Raw genomic sequence first — 18,938 nt, 5'->3', positions numbered from 1 at the left:
GGCAGGCGACGGGCCCGAAGCTGGGGGCGGGTCGCTGCTGCCGCGGCGGTCAAGAAGAACATTTGACCACAGCGGTTCGCGCCGTGCGCAGTCGGGCCTGTCAGCGAGCAGTCACCGGGCGTGCCCGGTGGACGAGCCGTGCCGCGAGCAGCCCGCCGACGGCCCCACCCAGGTGACCCTGCCAGGAGACCCCGGGGGTGGTGGGCAGCACGCCCCACAGCACGCTGCCGTAGACCACGAAGACGACCACGCCCAGCAGCACCTGCTTCCAGTCACGACTCCACCAACCCCGGCTGAGCAGGTAGGTGAGCCATCCGAAGACGATGCCGGAGGCGCCGAGCGTCATCGTGTTGGGTGGGCTGAGCAGCCAGGCGGCCAGACCCGAGGTGACTGCCACCACCAGCGTCGTGATGACCCAGCGTCGCACCCCGGACAGGGCGACGAAGAAGCCGAGCACCAGCAGCGGCACGGAGTTGTTGGCCAGGTGTTGCCAACCGAAGTGCAGCCACGGGGCGGTGAAGAGGCCCCAGAGGCCGTCGGGATGCCATGACAGGATGCCGAAGCGATCGAGCATGTTGAAGGTGATGGTGTCGATGGCCTCCAGCACCCACATGATGGCCACGGGTACGGTGGCGAGCAGGGTGGAGGTGCGGGTCCGCGACGCGGGCGGCCGCGAGGTGGCATGCGGCTGGGGGAGTCCGGGCTGGCTCATGCCTCCAGTGTGACCTGAGCGGGCAACCAGCAGGTGAACCGGCACGGCCGGCCCTCTGCTCCTCTGGGGAATTCATCAGCGCCGTGGCAGTGGTGCGGCCCCGCCCGGAATCGAGGCAGCGTCCCATCAGTCAGTAGTCTGTGCCCGCGGGGTTGCAGGGACACCGCCCGGGCGCGTCCACGACGGCCGTGCCGGGTTCCAACTCATCTTCGGGAGCATCGCTTGCTAGTGCTGCACACAGCGATCGCCATCGTCGCGGTCGTCCTCCTCATCATCAAGTTCAAGATCGATCCCGTCATCAGTCTGGTGATCGGCTCCGTCTACCTCGGTCTGGCCGGTGGGGTCGGCTTCCCCGGCACCGTGGAGGCCATCACCGACGGCTTCGGCAACATCATGAGCAGCGTCGGTCTGCTGATCGGCTTCGGCGTGCTGATCGGCTCGTTGCTGCACACCACCGGGGCCTTCACCAAGATGGTGCGGCTCCTGCTGCGGGCCTTCGGCCCCACCCGCATTCCCTACGGCCTGGCGCTGGCGCTGGCCACGATCCTGCCCTCGATCTACGTCGACGTGCAGGTGGTGCTGGCCGCGCCGGTGGCACGCCAGGCCTCCAAGCACATGGGGCGCAACGGTCTGGCACTGATGGCCGGCGCCCTGGGCATCGGCATCTTCGCCGGCTATGTCTTCGTGGTGCCGGGCCTGTCGGCCATCTCGATCGCCGGCCTGATGGACATCTCGCTGGGGCAGTACCTGCTCTTCGGCATCGTCGTCGGTCCGCTCACGGCCCTGCTGACCGTGGTGGTCTTCCAGCAGCTGCTGCGCCTTGGGTGGTGGAATCCGGACAAGGACGAGGAGGAGTCCGAGGCGCTGCTGGAGTCCGAGGCCCGTGCCCAGGAGGCCAGTGAGGACGACGCGGCCGCCACCCCGCCGCTGTCGATCAGCCTGCTGCCCATCGTGGTGCCGCTGGTGATGATCGCCTTCGGCGCCTTCGCGGAGCTCTTCAAGTTCAGCAACCAGCTCATCGACTTCCTGGGCAATGCCAACATCGCGCTGTTCGTCGGGCTGCTGATGGCCTTCGTCCTGTCGCGTCGCACCGCCGGGGCCGAGGCCTCCAACCAGGCCTTCAGCGACGGCCTGCAGACCTCCGGTGAGATCCTGCTGGTCACCGGCATCGGTGGCTCGCTGGGCGCGGTGATCAAGGCGACCGGCCTGGCCTCGGTGCTGGGCGGCATGTTCAATGCCGACGCGGGTGCGCCCGTGGTGATCTCGATCCTGTTGGCCTGGTTTGTGGCGGCGGTGCTGCACCTGGCCATCGGTTCGGTCTCGGTGGCTGCGATCACGGCGGCGGGCATCATCGCGCCGCTGCTGGGTCAGATGGACGTCAATCCCGTGGCGGTGGGGCTGGGCATCGCCTCCGGCTCGCTGTTCGCGCTTCACGTCAACAGCAACTTTTTCTGGATGTTCAAGGCGCTGCTGGGGCTGAGCACCCAGGGCAGCCTGAAGACGATGACGACGGTCACCACCATCGGATCGCTGATCTCGCTGCCCATGGTGATCGCTCTGGGCCTGGTGCTGTGAACCGGTGGCGTCGAGGCCTCACTTCATGCCGGAGGTCTCGACGCCCTCCACCAGGAAGCGTTGCAGGAAGAGGAAGACGCCCACCACGGGAATGATCGCCACCAGGGCCCCGGCGAAGAGCACCGGGTAGTTCACCCCCTGGCTGGTCATGAACTGGCTGAGCGTCACCTGCACCGTCCGGGTGTTCTCACGGGCCACCAGCAGCGGCCACAGGAAGGCATTCCAGCTGCCGATGAAGGTGATGGTGCCCACCGCGCCGACGATGCCCAAGGAATTGGGGGCCACCACTCGCCAGAAGGTGCTCCACGGGTTCGCGCCGTCGATCATGGCCGCCTCCTCCAGGTCCTTGGGGAAGCCCAGGAAGTTCTGGCGGAAGAGGTAGACGGCGAAGGCACTGAACATGCCCGGAACCACCAGGCCGCGGAAGGAGTCGATCCATCCCAGTTGGGCGGTCATCACGAACATCGGGATGAAGGTGACCGAGGCGGGCACCATCAGGGTGAACAGGGTGAAGCCCAGCAGGATGCGCGACAGTCGGTTGTCGTAGCGGGCCAGCGCATAGCCGGCCAGCAGCGCGATCAGCACCGTCAGACTGGTCTGTGCCATGGCCATCACCGCCGAGTGCCACAGCGCCGGCACCATGCCCACGTTGTCGTCGGCGAACAAGGCGGTGAAGTTGTCCAGGTTCACCTGGTCGGGCAGCCACTGCCAGCGGGGGGCAGTGATCAGTTTCTGCGAGGCGAAGGCATTGCGCACGATCACGTAGAAGGGCAGCAGGAAGACCACGCTGAGCAGCACCAGCACCAGGTAGCGCAGCCCGGTCAGCAGGCTGCTGCGGCGACGTCCGGCCATCATGCGCGTCCCTCCTTGCGCTCCCCGCGGGTGACCAGCCAGTTCTGCAGCAGACCGAAGAAGACGATCAGCGCGGTGATGATCATGGTTCCAGCGCCGCCCAGCCCCAGGTCTTGCTGTCCGCCGCCCAGACTGATCAGGTAGAGGTGGACCAGGGGCGGACGGCCGTAGGGCGGGTAGCTGCCCATGGTGCCCAGCACGTTGAAGAACTCGTCGAAGGCCTGGAAGGCACCGATCAGCAGCAACGTCGCCACCGCCACCGAGGTGGCCCGCAGCTGCGGCAGGGTGATGAAACGCAGCCGTCGCCAGCCGGTCGCGCCGTCCAGGGCGGCGGCCTCGTAGGTCTCGCGGGGGATCTTGTTGAGCCCGGCGATGAACAGGATCATGTAGAAGCCGGCTTGCAGCCACAGTCGCAGGCTCACCAGCACCAGCCAGTACCAGGAATTGGTGCCACCCAACCAGTTGACGTTCTCGCCGCCGAGTTGGCGCAGCATGGAGTTGACCAGGCCAAAGCGGGTGCCGCTGAAGAAGGCCAGCCGCCAGACCATCGCCGCGATCACGTAGCTCACCGCGGTGGGGATGAAGAAGACCGAGCGGAAGAAGGCCTGTCCGGTCTTGATGCCGTCCAGCAACAGGGCCAACCCCAGGGAGGCGGTGAAGGTGGCCGGGACGATGAAGGCGCTGAAGCCGATGAAGGTGAGGATCGAGTCACGGAACAGTTCGTCGCCCAGCAGGTAGCGGTAGTTGGCCAGGCCGACGAAACGCGTCGGCGTGACGGTGTTGCGGGCGTCGAAGAAGGACAGGTAGGCGCTCCAGATGATGGGGATGTAGACGAACATCGCCAACCCCACCACGAAGGGCGCGACGAAGGCCAGGAACCACCAGTTGCTTCCCTGGTGTCCTCCCAGCCTTCGTCGCAGTCGCGCCAGCATCAGCCGTTGAGGCGCTTCAGCTCGGCGGTCACCTTGTTGCCGACGGCGGCCATCTCCTTGGCGGGGTCGGCATTCTTCTTGACCACATTGCTCACCGCCGCCCCAAAGGCATCGCCCATGGCGCCCGACCACATGATGTCGGAGGCGGGCCTGCCGAATTCGGTGAAGATCTTGGCGGCATCCGCGCCGGCCCCGTCGGCCAGCTTGGTGCACTGCGAGGCCAGCGCCGGCTGGGCCGGGACGTGGGTGCCGTAGTTGTTGGCGAAGTCCACCTGGTACTCGGTCTGGTCCACCCACAGCCACTTGGCGTACTGCTTGGCGGCCTCCACGTTCTTGCCCTTGGCCGCGACGCAGGTGCCGAAGGCCCCGAACATGGTGGCCTGCTTGCCCTTGCTGCCGATGGCGGGGAAGGGCAGCACCCCGAAGTCGTCCCCCAGCGCCTTCTGGATGTCGGTCATCGACCACAGCCCGCCCCACTGCATGGCGGTCTCCTCGTTGGCGAAGGGGGAACCGTCGAACCAGTCCTTGCTGGCGCTCTGCAGCAGCGCACCGGAGTTGAACAGGTCGCGGAAGCCGGTCAGGGCGTCGTAGAAGCTCTTGTCCAGGAAGCCGGCCTTGGTGCGGTTGGGATCGAACCAGTCATTGCCCGAGGCGTAGAGCAGGGCGGCGGCGATCGGGCCGATACCGTCATTGCCGACGAACAGCCCGCCGATGTCCTTGGTCTTGACCGCCTCGGCGGCCGTCACCAGCTCCTTGAAGGTGGTCGGCGGCTTCACCCCGGCCTTCTCCAACAGGCTCTTGCGGTAGTAGAGCAGGTGCATGTCGGCCACCTGCGGGATGCCGTAGATCTTGCCCTCATAGCTCATCCGCTCGATGAGCTCCTGGTCGAACTTCTTGGCGTCGTCGCCCACCACGTCGGTCAGGTCGGCCACCTGGCCGGCCTTGATCATGTCGATGTTGGGGCCCATCTCCGACTCGAACAGGTCGGGCACGTCATTGGTGAGCAGGGCGGCGCTGAGCAGCTTCGCGTAGTCGCCCACATTCCACTTCACCTGCACCGTGGCCTTGTCATAGGCCGCGGCGTACTTCTTGACCGCCTCCTGCGTGCCGGGCTCACCGTACTCGTGGTACCACTGCGTCAGCGTGGCGCCCGAGCCAGCAGGGGCCGAGACGGAGGGCGACGAGCCGGACTCGAGCCCGCCCTTGTTGCTGCCACAGGCGGCGAGGGCGCCGGTGGCGACGGCGGCACCGGTCAGGGTCAGCAGATGGCGACGTGAAAGGTTCATGGCGAGATTCTAGGGCGTGACGGCTTGAAAGTTTGACTGCCTGCGGGTTGGACGCCAGCTAGGGTTGCCGCGTGCCTTCTGCCCTTCCCGACGGTGAGCCCGTACCCGACTCCGGCGCCCTGCCCGCGGCAGCGCTGGCCGAGGTGGGCAGCGCCCCGCTGAGCATCTACCTGCACGTGCCCTTCTGCTCCACCCGGTGTGGCTACTGTGACTTCAACACCTACACCGCCAATGAGCTGCAGGGCACCGGCACGGCCGACTACCTGGCCGCCGCGCATGCCGAGATTGACCTGGCACGTCGCGTGCTGGGAGAGCAGGCGCCCGCGGCCAGCACCGTCTTCTTCGGCGGCGGCACCCCAACCCTGCTGTCGGGGGCAGAGCTGTCCGGGCTGCTGGCCCACGTCCGCGACGCTTTCGGCCTGCAGCACGACGCCGAGGTGACCACCGAGGCCAACCCCGAGACGATCACCCCGCAACTGCTGGAGGAGCTGCTGGCGGGGGGCTTCACCCGCATCAGCCTCGGGATGCAGTCGTCGAATCCCGGGGTGCTGCGCATCCTGGAACGTCGCCACACCCCCGGCCGGGCCGTGGCGGCGGCCCGGCTGGCCCACGACGTGGGCTTCGGCGACGTGAGCCTGGACCTGATCTACGGAACCCCCGGGGAGAGCCTGGACGACTGGCGCAACAGCGTGCAGTCGGCGTTGGAGGCCGAGCCCGAGCACATCAGCGCCTATGCCCTGATCGTCGAGGACGGCACCAGGCTGGCGAACCAGATCCGTCGGGGGCAGCTGCCGATGACCGACGACGATGACCTGGCCGACAAGTACCTCGCCACCGAGGAGCTGCTGGTGGCCGCGGGCCTGGAGAACTACGAGGTGAGCAACTGGTCCCGGGGCCCCGAGCACCGGGCACGGCACAACATGGCCTACTGGCTCGGCCACAGCTGGTGGGGGATCGGCCCCGGCGCGCACAGCCACGCCGGGGGAGTGCGCTGGTGGAATGTGAAGCACCCCCGCAGCTATGCCGCAGCCCTGGCCGAGGGCCGTACCCCCGGTGCCGGACGCGAGCTGGTGGCCGCCGACGACCGTCGCATCGAGCGGGTCCTGCTGGAGCTCCGCCTGGCCGACGGCCTGCCGCTCGCGGTGCTCACCGACTCCGAACGTGTACGGGTTGACGGGGTGCTCGCGCGCGGACTGGGGGAGCTTCGCGACGGCCGCCTGGTGCTGACCCTGCAGGGACGCCTGCTCGCCGACGCGGTGGTGCGCGACCTGCTGGACTGAGTTTCGCCTGCGCTGGCTGTGATGTGGGGCCAGGCTCGGCCGCCGGTGGTGTCGGGGCCCCACTGGGCACGTCGAAGATCGACTGGGCACGCGCTGCAGCACGTGCCCGGTCAGCCTTGGACGTGCCCAGTCGGCGGGATCCGGGCGACTATGCCTCTTGGCCTGCGAAGGGGTAGTCGGTGTAGCCCTTCGCGCCGGGCGTGTAGAAGGTCAGGAAGTCCGGCGTGTTGAGCTCCAGCCCTTCGTGCCAGCGACGCACCAGATCGGGGTTGGCGATCAGCAGGCGGCCGACCACGGCGGCGTCGGCCAGGTCGTCCTCGACGATGTGGGCGGCCTCCTCCTGAGTGGTGACCGAGCCGAAACCGCTGTTCAGCAGGGTGAATCCGCCGAAGCGGGAGCGCAGGGCTGCCGCCAGGTCGCCGTCGATGTCGGCGTGCAGGATCGACAGGTAGGCGATGTCCAGGTCGGCGATGCCGTCCAGCAGCGCCCCATAGGTCGCCAGCACGTTGGCACGCTCGTCCTCCACCACGCCCTGGATGTTGTGCTCCGGCGAGATGCGCAGGCCGACCCGGTCGGCGCCGATCTCGGCGGCGACGGCGCGGACCACCTCGATGGACAGCCGGGCGCGGTTCTCGGGCGAGCCGCCGTACTGGTCGGTGCGCTGGTTGCTCGAGGACGCGAGGAATTCGTGCAGCAGGTAGCCGTTGGCGTTGTGGAGCTCGACGCCGTCCAGGCCGGCCGCGATGGCATTGCGGGCGGCGGTGACGAACTCGTCGACGATGCGGGGCAGTTCGCTGGTCTCCAGTGCGCGGGGCGTGGGGACGTCCTGCCTGCCGTCGGGGCCGTGCAGGGTGATGGGCACCTCACCGCCCTGGGGGTCACGCATGACCGGGGCGATGGCGCTGGGTGCCTCGGCCGGTTCGCCGTTGTTGATGCTGGGAAGGGTGAGGCGGCCGCCGTGCATGATCTGCATGACGATGGTGCCGCCGGCGGCGTGGACGGCGTCGGCGACCCGTCGCCAGCCGGAGACCTGATCGTCGGTGTGGATGCCCGCCTGTCCGATGAAGGCCTGCCCGACCGCGCTGGTGCGGGTGCCCTCGGTCACCACCAGGCCGGCCGTGGCGCGCTGCGCGTAGTACTCGACGTGCAGGTCGGTGGGAACGCCGTCGATACCGGCGCGCGATCGGGTCAGCGCCGCCATCGTCACGCGGTTCTTCAACTGCAGGGCGCCTGCGGTCGCGGGGGCAAAGAGGTCAGTCACGGGTTCGTCTTTCCATCGGTGGTGTCGTCCGGGAGCACAACAGTCGACGTGGTCCGGTCATTCCCGCCCCGACGAAATCCGGCCGGTTTCGGCGCCCACTGTGCACGTCGAAGGATGACTGGGCACGTGGTGCAGCGCATGCCCAGTGAGCTTTGGACATGCGGAGTCGGCGTCGACACGGTGAGCCCAGGACCGATCGCAGGCTGGGTGTAACCGGAGGAACGGTCGACGCGCATGGGGACATGGCGTGCAGTCGGCCAGGGGCCCCAGTGGAACATAGGCCTTCCATCCTTCATCGTTACATGTAACACTTGGGGCATGTCAGTCCAGCAGCGCGTCAGTGAGCACCGCCGCCGAATGCGGGAGAGGGGCTATCGGCCGGTCCAGATCTGGCTCCCTGACGTGCGCAGCAGTGCCTTCGCGGAGGAGGCACGCCGGCAGGCGTCGCAGGTGGCCATCCAGGACCGGGAGCTCGACGACCAGGACTTCGTGGAAGCGGTGAGCGTGGATTGGGGTGACGAGTGAGGCGTGGCGAGTTGTGGACGGTCGCCGGTGGTGTTTACGCGAGCAAACCTCGCCCCGCACTGATCCTTCAGGACGACGTCTTCGAGGACACGGATTCGGTCACCGTCCTGCCGCTGTCATCGATGCTGACCGATGCGCCGCTGCTTCGTTACCGGGTCGCGGCCAACGAACTTTCCGGTCTGAGCCAGGACAGTGACGTCATGGTGGACAAGCTGACGACTGTGCGGCGCAGCAACGTCCAGAACCGTGTGGGACGTCTTGGTAGCCAGCAGATGCTGGACCTGGAACGGCTCGTGGCCACTTTTCTCGGGCTCGCGAGCTGACCTTTCCCAGCGCTGTGTTCCCGCGGCCTCTTGGCAAGGCGCACATGAGGCACGTGGTTTCCTTCGCGCACGGAATGCGGACGATCAGTCCTCGAGTTCTTCTCCTCGGGCCTCAGCGTCATCAATCAGCTTGGTCAAGGCTCGCTCGTCGGAGAGGGCAGGATCGAGCAGCGCCTGCAACTCGACCAGGTCAGCCTGTGACCCGTAGGCGCAGAACATGCTGCCCTCGGAGTCCAGCTCGAGACGCTCGCACAGTTCTGGAGCCAGAAAGGTTGCGACGCTTTCCCAGAAGTGTCCGTTTGCCTCAAAGCCTCTGGAGATCGCCGCCGCGTCCCCAGGAAGCGCGCCGCAGTCGAAGCTCAGGTAGTGATCCCCGTCAATTTGCTGCAAACGCGTGTAGTTCATTGCTCAAGGCTAGAGGGCGGGTCCACCTGTGCGTGGGACATTCGGTTCCGCTGCGCTGTGGGCTGGTCAAGATCCACCAAGCCGCTATCGCCGGATGCCTTCAGGGCTCCTTTTGACATGCAAGGCCTTTTCCAGTGCGCACGCGCAAAGATCGAATTGGCCGAGGAATGGGTATTTCACGCATCCACCCCGTGACCTCGAATCCCCTAGGCTCACGGGAATGGAGCCAGACCACCAGACCGTGCAGACGCCCGACGGCAGAAGCCTTGCCACCCACACCTGGGGCAGCGGCGAGCGGGTGGTCGTCTTCGAGTCAGCACTGGGGCTCAGCGGACTGTGCTGGGCGCCGGTGGCAAACCTGCTGGACGATCGAGTCAGGGCCGTGGCCTACGACCGCGCCGGCTACGGCAGGAGCACGTCGGGCGTTGGAGCCCGAACGCTCGACGCCCTGGCTGCCGACCTGGCGTGCGTGATCGAGGCCCAAGGGGTGCGAGACGTGGTCCTCGTGGGCCACAGCTGGGGCGGTCCGATCGTGCGTCGAGCGGTGGAGCTCATGCCAGCCGGAGTCGTGTCCTCGCTGGTGCTCGTGGATCCGTCAGACGAGCGGACCGAGGCCTACTTCACCCGCCGTACCCGGGCCTTGGAGTGGGTCCATGCCGTGATGTTCCCATCACGCGTTCGGGCCAAGCTCCTCAAGGCCGGGTTGCGGAAGGGGTTGGGGCCCGTCCTGGTCGCAGACGAACTTGAGGCCCTGATCAGTGCCTCCGCCAGCACATCCGCATTACGTGCCTGCGCGAAAGAGGGTCGTCGGATCCGCGCGGGGCTGCTGCAGCTCCGCGAGGGCACCCGGTCTGCGACCGTCGCCACCGTGCTCATCTCGGGCACCAAACCAGCTGTCGGCTCAGCGCGTCGCGACCTCCTTGGAGCCCACCAGCGATCCGTCGCAGCAAACCCCGGGTGGCGCCTGGTCGAGGCGCCTGATTCCGGCCACTACGTGTTGTTCACGCAACCGCAGCTCGTGGCGGACGAGATCCTGCGGGCGTGCGGCCGTCGAGTAGGAGAGTCTGGCTGACGGTCGGGCGTCAGGAAATGGTGACGCCGAGCCGTGCGAGGGCGTGCCTGATTCGATCCAAGGCCTCCTCGGGCGTGCACCACCCGACGAAGACGGCCTGGGTTGCGCCCTCGGCCATCAAGGTGAGGTCCAGGGCCGCCCCGTCAATGTCCTCGATGGTGACTCCTTGCGCCCGAAGACATTGGCCCACCTCGGACTGGACGCTCCGGCGAGCCTCGGTGAGTGCCTCGGCGATCCACGAGTCCGCGACGCTGGCGGCCACATAGGAGAAGTAGATGCTGGTTCCCGGCCGGCGACTGGCGGCGGGGGAGATCGCGTGCGTCAGCAGGGCCCACAGGGTCGCGGGGTCGGCGGGATCCCCGAGTGCCTCGGGGGTGGTGCTCGCCGCGCCCGCGAGCATGGCCGACACACTGCTGCGGACCAGGTCCTGCTTGGTGGGGAAGTAGTGCTGGACCCGCCCGGGGGACACGCCCGCAGCCGCCGCCACTGACCGCACGCTGACAGACTCCAGGCCATCGCGTGCGATGACGCTCCAGACGGCCTGCAGGATCTCGTTCTGCTTCTCGGTGGACACCCTTGGCACCCTATCAATACGAATGTATTGTCAGCGACATGCAATACATCCGTATTGGTCGGTTCGTGAAGTGGCTCTGCGTCGTCACCGTCTGTGCTCTGGCGGCGGGACAGCTCGTCGACCTGGTGCGCAGAGACCCGCAGGTGGGTCACTGGCGAACCATGGAGGACCAGGCCCGGTATGGGACGGCGCGTGACGCGGTGATGTCGCGGCTCCCGCGCCCCGACCACGAACGATCCGTCGTCACCAGTTTTGGTCTCGCCCGCGTGGTGACGTGGGTTGGGGAGCAGCCGGGTAGCCCGGTGGTCTTGCTTCCAGGGCACAGCTCAGGAATCCCCATGTGGGCCGACAACCTGCCCAGCTGGATCGGAACACGCACCATCCATGCCCTCGATCCTGTGGGCGACGCCGGGATGTCTGCCCAGACAGTGCCGATGTCCGGCCCGGACGACCAGGCCCAATGGGTCTCGGAGGTGATCGCCGCGCTGGACATTCCACAAGCCCACCTGGTCGGGCACAGCTTCGGAGCGGCGACGGCTGCTGTCGTGGCCACCCGGCATCCCGAACAGGTTGCCTCCTTGGCCCTGCTGGAGCCAGTCCTCGTGATCCAACGACCGCCGGCGTCGGTCCTGCTCTGGTCGGGCGTGCTGGCGCTGCCCACCCCGCAGACTTGGCGAGACCACGCCCTGGCCCGGATCGGCGGCACCAGCGTCGAGGAAGTTCGCAGACGCACACCGATGTCGGAGATGATCGACGCCGCCAGCAGCGGCTATCGGCCCGCCATGCCCACGCCACCGCGGTTGACGGACCACGAATGGCGCCAGCTGGCGATGCCCGTCCGCGTCGACCTGGGCGCGGCGTCCACGCTGTCCGGGCGTGAGCGCGCCGCGGAGCGGATTCGAGCACTGCTGCCCGACGCGACGGTCACGGTCTGGCCGGGCAGGGGGCACTCCCTTCCAATGGAGGAGAAGGATGTGCTCGGCGACGAGTTGCTCGACTTCTGGTCGAAGGCGGCTGGCTGAGCAGCTGGCAATGACGAGGGCTATGTCGCCAGAGGCGCACTCAAGGCGCCGGCTGCGGGAGCGTGACCACGAAGCATTCCTCGATGGGGTCCCATACCAGGTCTCCTGTGGTGTTCTGGGTGCGGTGCAGGCGAGCATTCTCGCGTGCGAGCGCGAGGCCGAGTCCGGTGCCGCCCCGGTGGCGTGAGTGATCGCCTTGGCTGAAGCGGTTGAAGGCACGGTCGGCGAGGTCACGCGGCAGTCCGGGGCCGGCGTCCTTCACCTTGATCGTCACGTGCCCTGTAGTGGACCCAACCGTGATGGTGATGGGTGGCTCGCCGTGGATGCGGGCGTTGGCCAACAGGTTGCGCATCACCACGCTCACCCGTCGGGGATCACAGAGGACTGGTTGGATGGCCTCGCCTGTGACGGTGGTGACGTCGTCGAGGCCTTCGGTGCGGACGACGGCGCGGATGAGCTCACCCAGCGGGACTTCGTCCCACGTCATGACCGCCCGGCCAGCGTCCATGCGGGCGATCTCGAGCAGGTCTTCGACCAGGGCCGACAGTCGTCGCAGCTGCGGAGCGATCATGGTTGCGGCTTCGTCACGGGTGGCGGGATCGTCGAGCGAGTCGGCCGCGGCAACGAGGGTCGCGGCGGGTGTACGGAGCTCGTGGGCCACGTCGGAGACGAACTGCCGTTGGCTGGCTTCCAGGGTGGTGAGCTTGTCGATGGTGTCGGTCAGTGAATCGGTCATCGCATTGAACCGGCGACTCATGGTGGCCAGCTCGTCATTGCCATGAATTGTGAGCCGTCGGGACATGTCCCCGTCGGCGATCGCCGTGGCCACCCGACTCGCTTCCCGCACGGGCTGCAGCGCCCTGTTGGCCAGCGGACGAGACAACAGGGAAGTCATCGTGACCACCACGATTCCGGCTGCCGCGAGAACGGCGCAGACCAGGCCGAACAGTCGATTGGAATCGTTGTAATCGGGTGTGGCGACCACCGAGTAGGTGCGACGAGACGGGCCTTCTCCCAGGCTGAACTGCTGCACGAAGAGTTCCTGGCCCTGACAGGTCGCTGTCGTCAGTGTGCCCAAGGACGTCTCGACGGGAAGGCCGAGGTCCACCAGTGGCACACACGTCTCGGGAGGTGCCTCGTTCACGCTGGTCCAGTTCTCGGCTCCTGTGGCACCGGCGTCATTTATCGGGATCAACCAGAAGCCGGAGACCTTCGCAGGGCTCAGCGACCAGAGCCCCGCACCATCTGGAATGAACTGGGGAGATGACGGCTTGTTCCTCGGATCCTGCTGGGCTGCAATGATGGTGCCCTGCAGGGAAGCCTTGGCTTCCTGCGTGCGTGCCTGGCGCAGCAGGTACCAGCTTGACGGGAGGACGATCAGCGACGTCAACGCGATCGTGGCGACGACGAGCAGGACCATGGAGCGACGCAGCCGGCGTGTGAAACTCACTCCCGCACCAGCCGATAGCCCATCCCGCGCACGGTGAGGAGCATCGTGGGGTGGGAGGGATCATCTTCGATCTTGGCGCGAAGTCGTTGCACGGCGGCATCGACCATGCGGGAGTCGCCGGTGTAGTCATAACCCCAGTCCCGCTCCAGCAGAACGTGGCGTGAGAGTACCGTTCCGGCATGGCGCGCCAGCTCCAGCAGTAGCCGCCATTCCGTGGGAGTCAACGCCAGTGGACGTCCATCGGCCAGAGCTTCGCAGGCGTTCTGGTCGAGCACCAGGCCACCGATGGTGATCAGCTGTGCGTCGGGCTGGCCGGCAGAGCGTCGTAGGACCGCCTTGATCCGGGCATCCAGGACCCGCGGCTCGACTGGCTTGGTGACGTAGTCGTCAGCGCCTGCTTCGAGCCCGGCGACGATGTCGATCGCGTCGCTGCGGGCGGTGAGCATGATGATCGGGATCTGGTGGTGGCGCCGCACCCTGCGGCAGACCTCGAATCCGTCCATGTCGGGCAGCATCACGTCGAGGAGCAGGGCCTCGTGGGCGGTTGAGCTCTCCACTGCAGCCAGGGCCCCGGGTCCATCTGGCGCCGCGTGCACCTGGTGTCCGAGCCGTTCCAGGGCCAGGGTGAGGGCTCGTGCGAGCTCCTGGTCGTCTTCGGCAAGGATGAGTGAAGCCATGGATTCCTCCTCGTGTTGACGACCCTCACCAGGCATTCTCCCGCGCGATTGTCACCATTCGGCAACAGCCCGGCACGGATCCTGCACCAACCGGTGCCAAGGCGGAGCACCGCGGTTGCGGATTGGTGACCGCCTCGTGAAGTGGGAACACGATCGTCGGGGACATGAGCATTCTGCTGGCCCGTGTGGCGACCCATCCACGGCCGGAATCCATGGCCCGAAGCATTCGACCCGATGTGGACATCTCCGCCCTGGGAGCGCCGTCGCTGGCCTGGGTCGTCCTCGTGGCCGGCAGCATCCTGTACTCGGGGATCGGCCTGGGGATCCACCATTTCTACGGCAGCGGCACGGACCTGACCATCTTCAGCCAGGCACTCGGCACCATGGCGGACGGGCGGGCACCCCTGGTGCCGGTCAAGGGCCCCACCGCCAACTTGTTCGGAGACCACTGGCATCCCTTGGTGGTCATCCTCGTGCCCCTCTTCTGGATCTGGGACGACCCGGCCGTACTCCTGGTTGCCCAGGCGGTCTGCGTCGCCGCTGCCGCAGCGATCCTCACGGCAACGGCGCGTCGTCGAGCTGCCAGTGCACAGATCCTCGGGCCTGCGCTCCTGGTCAGTCCTGGTGTGGCTGCGGCCATGGCCTTCGACTTCCACGAGGTGGCCCTTGGCGCTCCCATCCTGGCTCTCGGCTGTGCAGCATTCATCGAGGGACGATGGTCCGCTGTGATGGTCTGGTCCTTCTGGCTCCTCCCCGTCAAGGAGGACGCCGGACTCATGGTCCTCGGACTGGCCGGTGCACTGTGGTGGCGAGGGCAGCGGTGGCGCGCCGTCGTGCTGACTGTCACCAGCGTCGTCTGGATGGCCTTGGCCGTCTCGGTCTTCATTCCTGCAGTCAACGGCGGCGGCCAGTACACCTACACGCGGTCGGCCGGCGGAGGACTTCCGCAGCTGCTCGCAACCCTCGGCCAGTCACTTCTGTGGCCCGGCCTGGCCACCCTCACCGCACTCGTGCTGGTCGGCGTCACGGGTGGCGCTGCCCTGCGCAGCCCGTTGGTCCTCGTCGCGTTCCTGCCGTGGCTCGCCCGTGCGGCGGTCCCGAACTGGCGCTACTGGGCGCTCAACTACCACTACTCGCTGCTGCCCGCAGTGGCCCTGTTCTTCGCCGCCCTTGACTCCGGCCTTGTCCAGACGCGGGCGCGACGGCACCGGTTCGTGGCAGCGATGATGGTTGTCTCGATCATCGTCTTGGTTCCTGCTACTGCGAACCGCATCGTCGTCCATGACTCGGCCGCCGCAGCGCAGGCCGTGACTCACGTGCCCGATCGGGCCCACGTCGCCACCATGCCGAACCTGTCCCCGCACCTTGCCAGACGGGCCACCGTCACCGTGCTCGTCGAAGGAACCGACCCCACGGCAGCAGGCCAACCCACAGCCACGGCCGACTGGATCCTGGTCGACAGGAACATTCCCTGGGCCCAGCAGCAGCGCAGGAACCACCTGCAGGACTGGGATGAGACGTGGTGCAACCACCGGTACTGCCTGCTTCGACGGTAAGGCTCATGGAAGGCCGGCGACGAGAGGTGTTTGAACGCCGCGAACCGCCCCATGGCTCGGAATCCCGAGAAGAGGTTGTCCGTGTCCATGACGACGGGTCGCCCGGCGTTGACGCCACGGTCCACGGTGGTGGCACGGCTGTCACACCAAGCAAAGGCGAAGCCCAACCCACAGTTCGCCGTGGAGTCTCCGGTCTGCCTGGCAGTGGGTGACGACCCGCTCGCTCACGGCATGGCTGGCCAGCAGTCCGCGCTCGTTGACGGTCACGGTGTGGGGAGGGGCAGTGAGCTCGTCCGGGTAGGAGAAACAGTGCCAGGAGTGTTCGAGCAGGTAGTCCTGACCGCCGACCGGTTCGTGGCCGAGAATCCCCGACGTGCTGGGGCTTGGGATCTGTTCCCGCAGCAGGTCGAGCCTCCACCCATTGGCGTGTGGCGCCTCGTGAAGGAGCCGCGCAGCATCCCGCGCGTCCACCGCCAGCTCCACGACGACGGTCCCGGGAACAGGTGAGGCGGCGCAGGCCTGCCGAGCGGCGTTCAGGTCGAGGTACCACTGGTCCCACTCTTCGGAGCCGGGCTGCACGCCGTTGAGGTCTGCCGCGACGCTCCACAGTCCCTGGGTCGCACTCGGGGCCAGATCGTCGGCCGGCGTGGGCGCCACCAGGCACCACCCCAGACGCAGGTGCTCTGCTTTCATGGCGCGAATGTAGCGGTGCCGAGTCGCTGCAGGGTCCGACGCGCAGGTGCGTCCCGGGGCGGATCTGACGGCGTCGGGGTAACCTCGTGCGACGTGGATCGCTACAGCAAGGACGTCCTGAGTGCGGGCTGGCAGAAGGCCGGCCAGAAGCAGACCGTCGACATGCCCATGGAACTCGGGTTGATCGTCGAGGAACCGTCGACCGGTTTCACCGGCGAGATCGTCAAGTGGGAGAACGGCGTCGTCGTGCTGGAGAACTACAAGCTGAAGCGGCGCTCCTTCCCGGTGGGGCCCGGCTTCCTGGTGGAGGGCCAGCCGGTGCGGCTGTGCGTGCCGCCGCGCACCGGACGGGCCGAGCAGAAGTACACCGCGTCGGGTTCGCGGGCCGCGGCCAGCACGCCGGCGAAGGTGGCGCTGCCCAGCCGCATCTACGTGGAGGGCCGCCACGACGCCGAGCTGGTGGAGAAGGTCTGGGGCGACGACCTGCGCCACGTCGGCGTGGTGGTCGAGTACCTGGGCGGCATCGACGACCTGGTGGGCATCGTGGCCGACTTCCGGCCCGAGAAGGGACGGCGCCTGGCGGTGCTGGTGGACCACCTCGTGACCGGCTCGAAGGAGACCCGCATCGCCCGCGAGGTGGCCAAGGGTGGTTACGGCGAGTTCGTGATGATCGGTGGGCACCGTTTCATCGACGTCTGGCAAGCGGTCAAGCCCGAGCGCATCGGGATCAAGAAGTGGCCCGAGGTGCCGATGGACGTCGACTGGAAGAAGGGGACCCTGGCCGCGCTCGGCCTGCCCCACAAGGACCAGAAGGACGTCGCGCAGGCCTGGCAGGCCATCCTGGCACGGGTGACGAGCTTCCGGGATCTGGACCCCGCCTTCAACACCGAGGTGGAGAAGCTGATCGACTTCGTCACGCAGGACCACCTGGAGGATTTCTGAGCCCTCCGAACTGGTGCTTTGCGTCAGTCTGACTAGGCTGGAGGCATGCCGAGCACCCAGGACGTCCTCGACCTCATGCAGCAGGTTGCTGCCGAGGTCATCACCCCGCGATTTCGTGCCCTGAGCACGGGCGAGGTGGAGCAGAAGACCCCGGGTGACTACGTGACCGTCGCCGACCGTGAGGCCGAGGCGCTCATCACTCGGGAGCTCACCAGGATGTTCCCCGACGCGGTGGTCGTCGGGGAGGAGGCGTGCTTCACCAAGCCCAGCCTCGAGTTCAGTCTGCCGGGGACCCGCCACGCCTTCACCGTCGATCCGGTGGACGGCACCCGCAACTTCGTCAAGGGCAGCCCGGACCACGCGGTGATGATCGCCGAGCTGGTGGACGGGATCACCACCAGGTCCTGGATCTGGCAGCCCGAACGCGGCGACGCCTACGTTGCCGAGCGCGGTGCCGGGGTGGAGCTCAACGGCCATGTCCTGGTGCGCGACGAGCAGCCTCGACTGCCGCTGGGAGCCACCAGCAAGGACAGTCGTCACGGCTTCGTGGGCGGGGGAGAACTGGCGCCGGTGGTGGAGAGCGCGTGGAGTTGCGGGATCGACTACCCCTACCTGCTCGAGGGCAAGGTGGACTACCTCGTCTACAAGAACGTGCACCCGTGGGACCACCTGCCGGGCGCGCTGATGGTGACCGAGCTGGGTGGTGCGGTGCGCAACTTCCGCGGCGAGGACTACACCGCGGCCTGGACCGGTCCCGGAGTCATCGCCGCGGCCACCCCCGAGATCGCCGAGACCGTGCAGCGACTGTGGCGCGAGCCCTGATCCCTCGCAGGTTCCGAGCCCTTCAGAGCAGGGGCAGCAGGCGACTCTTGGTGACGCCCTTGGCGGCCAGTGCCCGGTAGAGCCAGGGCAGCGCATTGGCCACGCTCTGCGGGGCGAAGGGCCATTCGACCTCCCGCGGACCGTTGAGATCGGCGACCACGTCCTCGATGGTGAGCCCCTTCTTGACGCAGTCCTCCGCGGTTGCCCAGAGCATGGAGATGTCGGCGCGCTGCTTGGTGACCTCCTCCAGGGTGGCCACCGGGCCGTGGCCGGGGATGAACAGCGTGTCGCTCTTGGCATTGCTCATCACCCCGTCGATGGCCTTGGGCCAGGTCTCGACGTGTGAGTCGGGGCCGACCATGGGATCGGATGAGGTCTCGAGCATGTCGCCGGTGAAGACCACCCGGGCGTCGGGCACCTGCACGAACAGGTCGGAATCGCTGTGGCCATTGCCCAGATGGACGATCTCGACGGTGCGCCCACCCAGGTCGACGGCCTTGATCAGCCCCATCGGGTCGGTGGGGCCGACCAGTTCGGAGGGGTCGAAGCCAAGGTCGCGGCGGATCACCTCGGGATCCACGTCGGGATCATTGGTGCCGTCCAGGTGGCGCAGCAGGTTCTCGTGCCCGATGCTCTCGACGCCGGAAATGCCGGCCAACCCGTAGAAGTGGTCGAAGTGCGCATGGGTGACCACCACGTGCGTGACGGGCCTGCCCGCCACCTCCGCCGCACTGGCCGCCAGCTCCCGACCCTGGCTGGGGGAGGAGCCGGTGTCCACCAGCATCACACCGCTGTGGCCGATGATCAGCCCGGCATTGACCGAGGCCGGCTGCAACTGCACCACGTGGATGCCGTCACGGACGAGCTGCCAGTCACCGATCGAGAATTCGCGCATGGTCACGAGCCTAGCCGTCTGCTCGCGGAACGGGACACGCGCTTTGGCACTCCCTTGCCCTGAGTGCCAATATGGAGAGGCCGT

The 18,938-nt window shown here is 67.4% G+C and carries 20 protein-coding genes; 9 read left to right on the top strand and 11 right to left on the bottom strand.

Annotated elements, in window-relative coordinates:
* Window positions 1-100: 100 nt before the first annotated feature.
* The gene (locus ACOAMO_RS13255; protein ID WP_420177048.1) at window positions 101-613 is read right to left on the bottom strand and encodes a rhomboid family intramembrane serine protease; all 513 of its coding nucleotides are present in this window, start codon (window positions 611-613) and stop codon (window positions 101-103) included.
* A 327-nt stretch (window positions 614-940) separates the two neighbouring features.
* Between ACOAMO_RS13255 and ACOAMO_RS13250 the strand changes: the two genes are divergently transcribed.
* Entirely contained in the window at window positions 941-2,287 is a 1,347-nt protein-coding gene (locus ACOAMO_RS13250) for a GntP family permease (protein ID WP_420175218.1), read from the top strand.
* Window positions 2,288-2,305: 18 nt separating this feature from the next.
* Here ACOAMO_RS13250 and ACOAMO_RS13245 read toward each other — a convergent pair whose 3' ends face one another.
* The 3 genes from ACOAMO_RS13245 to ACOAMO_RS13235 are packed head-to-tail and all read right to left on the bottom strand — an operon-like array spanning window position 2,306 to window position 5,357.
* On the bottom strand, window positions 2,306-3,142 hold the full coding sequence (locus ACOAMO_RS13245) for a carbohydrate ABC transporter permease (protein ID WP_420175217.1): 837 nt from the start codon (window positions 3,140-3,142) through the stop codon (window positions 2,306-2,308).
* Window positions 3,139-4,071, bottom strand: a complete 933-nt coding sequence (locus ACOAMO_RS13240) for a carbohydrate ABC transporter permease (RefSeq protein WP_420175216.1) — start codon at window positions 4,069-4,071, stop codon at window positions 3,139-3,141. The genes ACOAMO_RS13245 and ACOAMO_RS13240 overlap by 4 nt, the downstream gene beginning before the upstream one ends.
* Window positions 4,071-5,357: an ABC transporter substrate-binding protein gene (locus ACOAMO_RS13235; RefSeq protein ID WP_420175215.1), complete on the bottom strand. Its 1,287-nt coding sequence runs from the start codon at window positions 5,355-5,357 to the stop codon at window positions 4,071-4,073. Before ACOAMO_RS13235 ends, ACOAMO_RS13240 begins: the two co-directional genes overlap by 1 nt.
* A 71-nt stretch (window positions 5,358-5,428) precedes the next feature.
* Here ACOAMO_RS13235 and hemW point away from each other — a divergent pair, with 71 nt between their 5' ends.
* Window positions 5,429-6,637 (top strand): radical SAM family heme chaperone HemW, encoded by a 1,209-nt coding sequence (gene hemW / locus ACOAMO_RS13230; protein ID WP_420175214.1) that lies wholly within the window; start codon window positions 5,429-5,431, stop codon window positions 6,635-6,637.
* 148 nt (window positions 6,638-6,785) lie between these two features.
* On the opposite strand, the gene ACOAMO_RS13225 is transcribed toward hemW, so the two are convergent.
* Complete coding sequence (locus ACOAMO_RS13225) at window positions 6,786-7,898, bottom strand: alkene reductase (protein ID WP_420175213.1); 1,113 nt, start codon at window positions 7,896-7,898, stop codon at window positions 6,786-6,788.
* Between the two features lie 318 nt (window positions 7,899-8,216).
* Between ACOAMO_RS13225 and ACOAMO_RS13220 the strand changes: the two genes are divergently transcribed.
* The gene (locus tag ACOAMO_RS13220) at window positions 8,217-8,423 is read left to right on the top strand and encodes an antitoxin MazE-like protein (protein ID WP_420175212.1); all 207 of its coding nucleotides are present in this window, start codon (window positions 8,217-8,219) and stop codon (window positions 8,421-8,423) included.
* Window positions 8,420-8,746: a type II toxin-antitoxin system PemK/MazF family toxin gene (locus ACOAMO_RS13215; RefSeq protein ID WP_420175211.1), complete on the top strand. Its 327-nt coding sequence runs from the start codon at window positions 8,420-8,422 to the stop codon at window positions 8,744-8,746. Before ACOAMO_RS13220 ends, ACOAMO_RS13215 begins: the two co-directional genes overlap by 4 nt.
* Window positions 8,747-8,830: 84 nt before the next feature.
* Here the strand turns inward: ACOAMO_RS13215 and ACOAMO_RS13210 are convergent, their stop codons facing one another.
* Entirely contained in the window at window positions 8,831-9,151 is a 321-nt protein-coding gene (locus tag ACOAMO_RS13210) for an Imm51 family immunity protein (protein WP_420175210.1), read from the bottom strand.
* Window positions 9,152-9,371: 220 nt separating this feature from the next.
* Here ACOAMO_RS13210 and ACOAMO_RS13205 point away from each other — a divergent pair, with 220 nt between their 5' ends.
* Window positions 9,372-10,223 (top strand): alpha/beta fold hydrolase, encoded by an 852-nt coding sequence (locus tag ACOAMO_RS13205; RefSeq protein ID WP_420175209.1) that lies wholly within the window; start codon window positions 9,372-9,374, stop codon window positions 10,221-10,223.
* A gap of 10 nt (window positions 10,224-10,233) precedes the next feature.
* Here the strand turns inward: ACOAMO_RS13205 and ACOAMO_RS13200 are convergent, their stop codons facing one another.
* Window positions 10,234-10,797, bottom strand: a complete 564-nt coding sequence (locus ACOAMO_RS13200; protein WP_420175208.1) for a TetR/AcrR family transcriptional regulator — start codon at window positions 10,795-10,797, stop codon at window positions 10,234-10,236.
* A 38-nt stretch (window positions 10,798-10,835) separates the two neighbouring features.
* Here ACOAMO_RS13200 and ACOAMO_RS13195 point away from each other — a divergent pair, with 38 nt between their 5' ends.
* Window positions 10,836-11,819 carry an alpha/beta fold hydrolase gene (locus ACOAMO_RS13195; RefSeq protein WP_420175207.1) on the top strand — a complete coding sequence of 328 codons (984 nt, stop codon included), beginning with the start codon at window positions 10,836-10,838 and terminating at the stop codon, window positions 11,817-11,819.
* 40 nt (window positions 11,820-11,859) lie between these two features.
* Here ACOAMO_RS13195 and ACOAMO_RS13190 read toward each other — a convergent pair whose 3' ends face one another.
* Together ACOAMO_RS13190 and ACOAMO_RS13185 are read right to left on the bottom strand one after the other, a co-directional pair.
* On the bottom strand, window positions 11,860-13,269 hold the full coding sequence (locus tag ACOAMO_RS13190; RefSeq protein WP_420175206.1) for an ATP-binding protein: 1,410 nt from the start codon (window positions 13,267-13,269) through the stop codon (window positions 11,860-11,862).
* A complete protein-coding gene (locus tag ACOAMO_RS13185) occupies window positions 13,266-13,946 on the bottom strand; it encodes a response regulator (protein WP_420175205.1) in 681 nt (226 codons plus the stop codon). Before ACOAMO_RS13185 ends, ACOAMO_RS13190 begins: the two co-directional genes overlap by 4 nt.
* Window positions 13,947-14,110: 164 nt before the next feature.
* Between ACOAMO_RS13185 and ACOAMO_RS13180 the strand changes: the two genes are divergently transcribed.
* The gene (locus tag ACOAMO_RS13180; RefSeq protein ID WP_420175204.1) at window positions 14,111-15,502 is read left to right on the top strand and encodes a DUF2079 domain-containing protein; all 1,392 of its coding nucleotides are present in this window, start codon (window positions 14,111-14,113) and stop codon (window positions 15,500-15,502) included.
* 141 nt (window positions 15,503-15,643) lie between these two features.
* Here ACOAMO_RS13180 and ACOAMO_RS13175 read toward each other — a convergent pair whose 3' ends face one another.
* Window positions 15,644-16,195, bottom strand: coding sequence for a hypothetical protein (locus tag ACOAMO_RS13175; protein WP_420175203.1), 552 nt, complete (start codon window positions 16,193-16,195; stop codon window positions 15,644-15,646).
* A gap of 93 nt (window positions 16,196-16,288) precedes the next feature.
* Between ACOAMO_RS13175 and ACOAMO_RS13170 the strand changes: the two genes are divergently transcribed.
* Together ACOAMO_RS13170 and ACOAMO_RS13165 are read left to right on the top strand one after the other, a co-directional pair.
* On the top strand, window positions 16,289-17,137 hold the full coding sequence (locus tag ACOAMO_RS13170; protein WP_420175202.1) for a DUF3097 domain-containing protein: 849 nt from the start codon (window positions 16,289-16,291) through the stop codon (window positions 17,135-17,137).
* Between the two features lie 45 nt (window positions 17,138-17,182).
* Entirely contained in the window at window positions 17,183-17,959 is a 777-nt protein-coding gene (locus ACOAMO_RS13165; RefSeq protein ID WP_420175201.1) for an inositol monophosphatase family protein, read from the top strand.
* Window positions 17,960-17,981: 22 nt separating this feature from the next.
* Here the strand turns inward: ACOAMO_RS13165 and ACOAMO_RS13160 are convergent, their stop codons facing one another.
* A complete protein-coding gene (locus ACOAMO_RS13160) occupies window positions 17,982-18,854 on the bottom strand; it encodes an MBL fold metallo-hydrolase (protein ID WP_420175200.1) in 873 nt (290 codons plus the stop codon).
* Window positions 18,855-18,938: the final 84 nt, after the last annotated feature.

This window comes from Luteococcus struthionis (assembly GCF_048595755.1).
Lineage (GTDB): Bacteria > Actinomycetota > Actinomycetes > Propionibacteriales > Propionibacteriaceae > Luteococcus.
The sequence above is the reverse complement of the archived record's forward strand: the minus strand, read 5'-3'. Positions and strand labels throughout refer to the sequence as shown.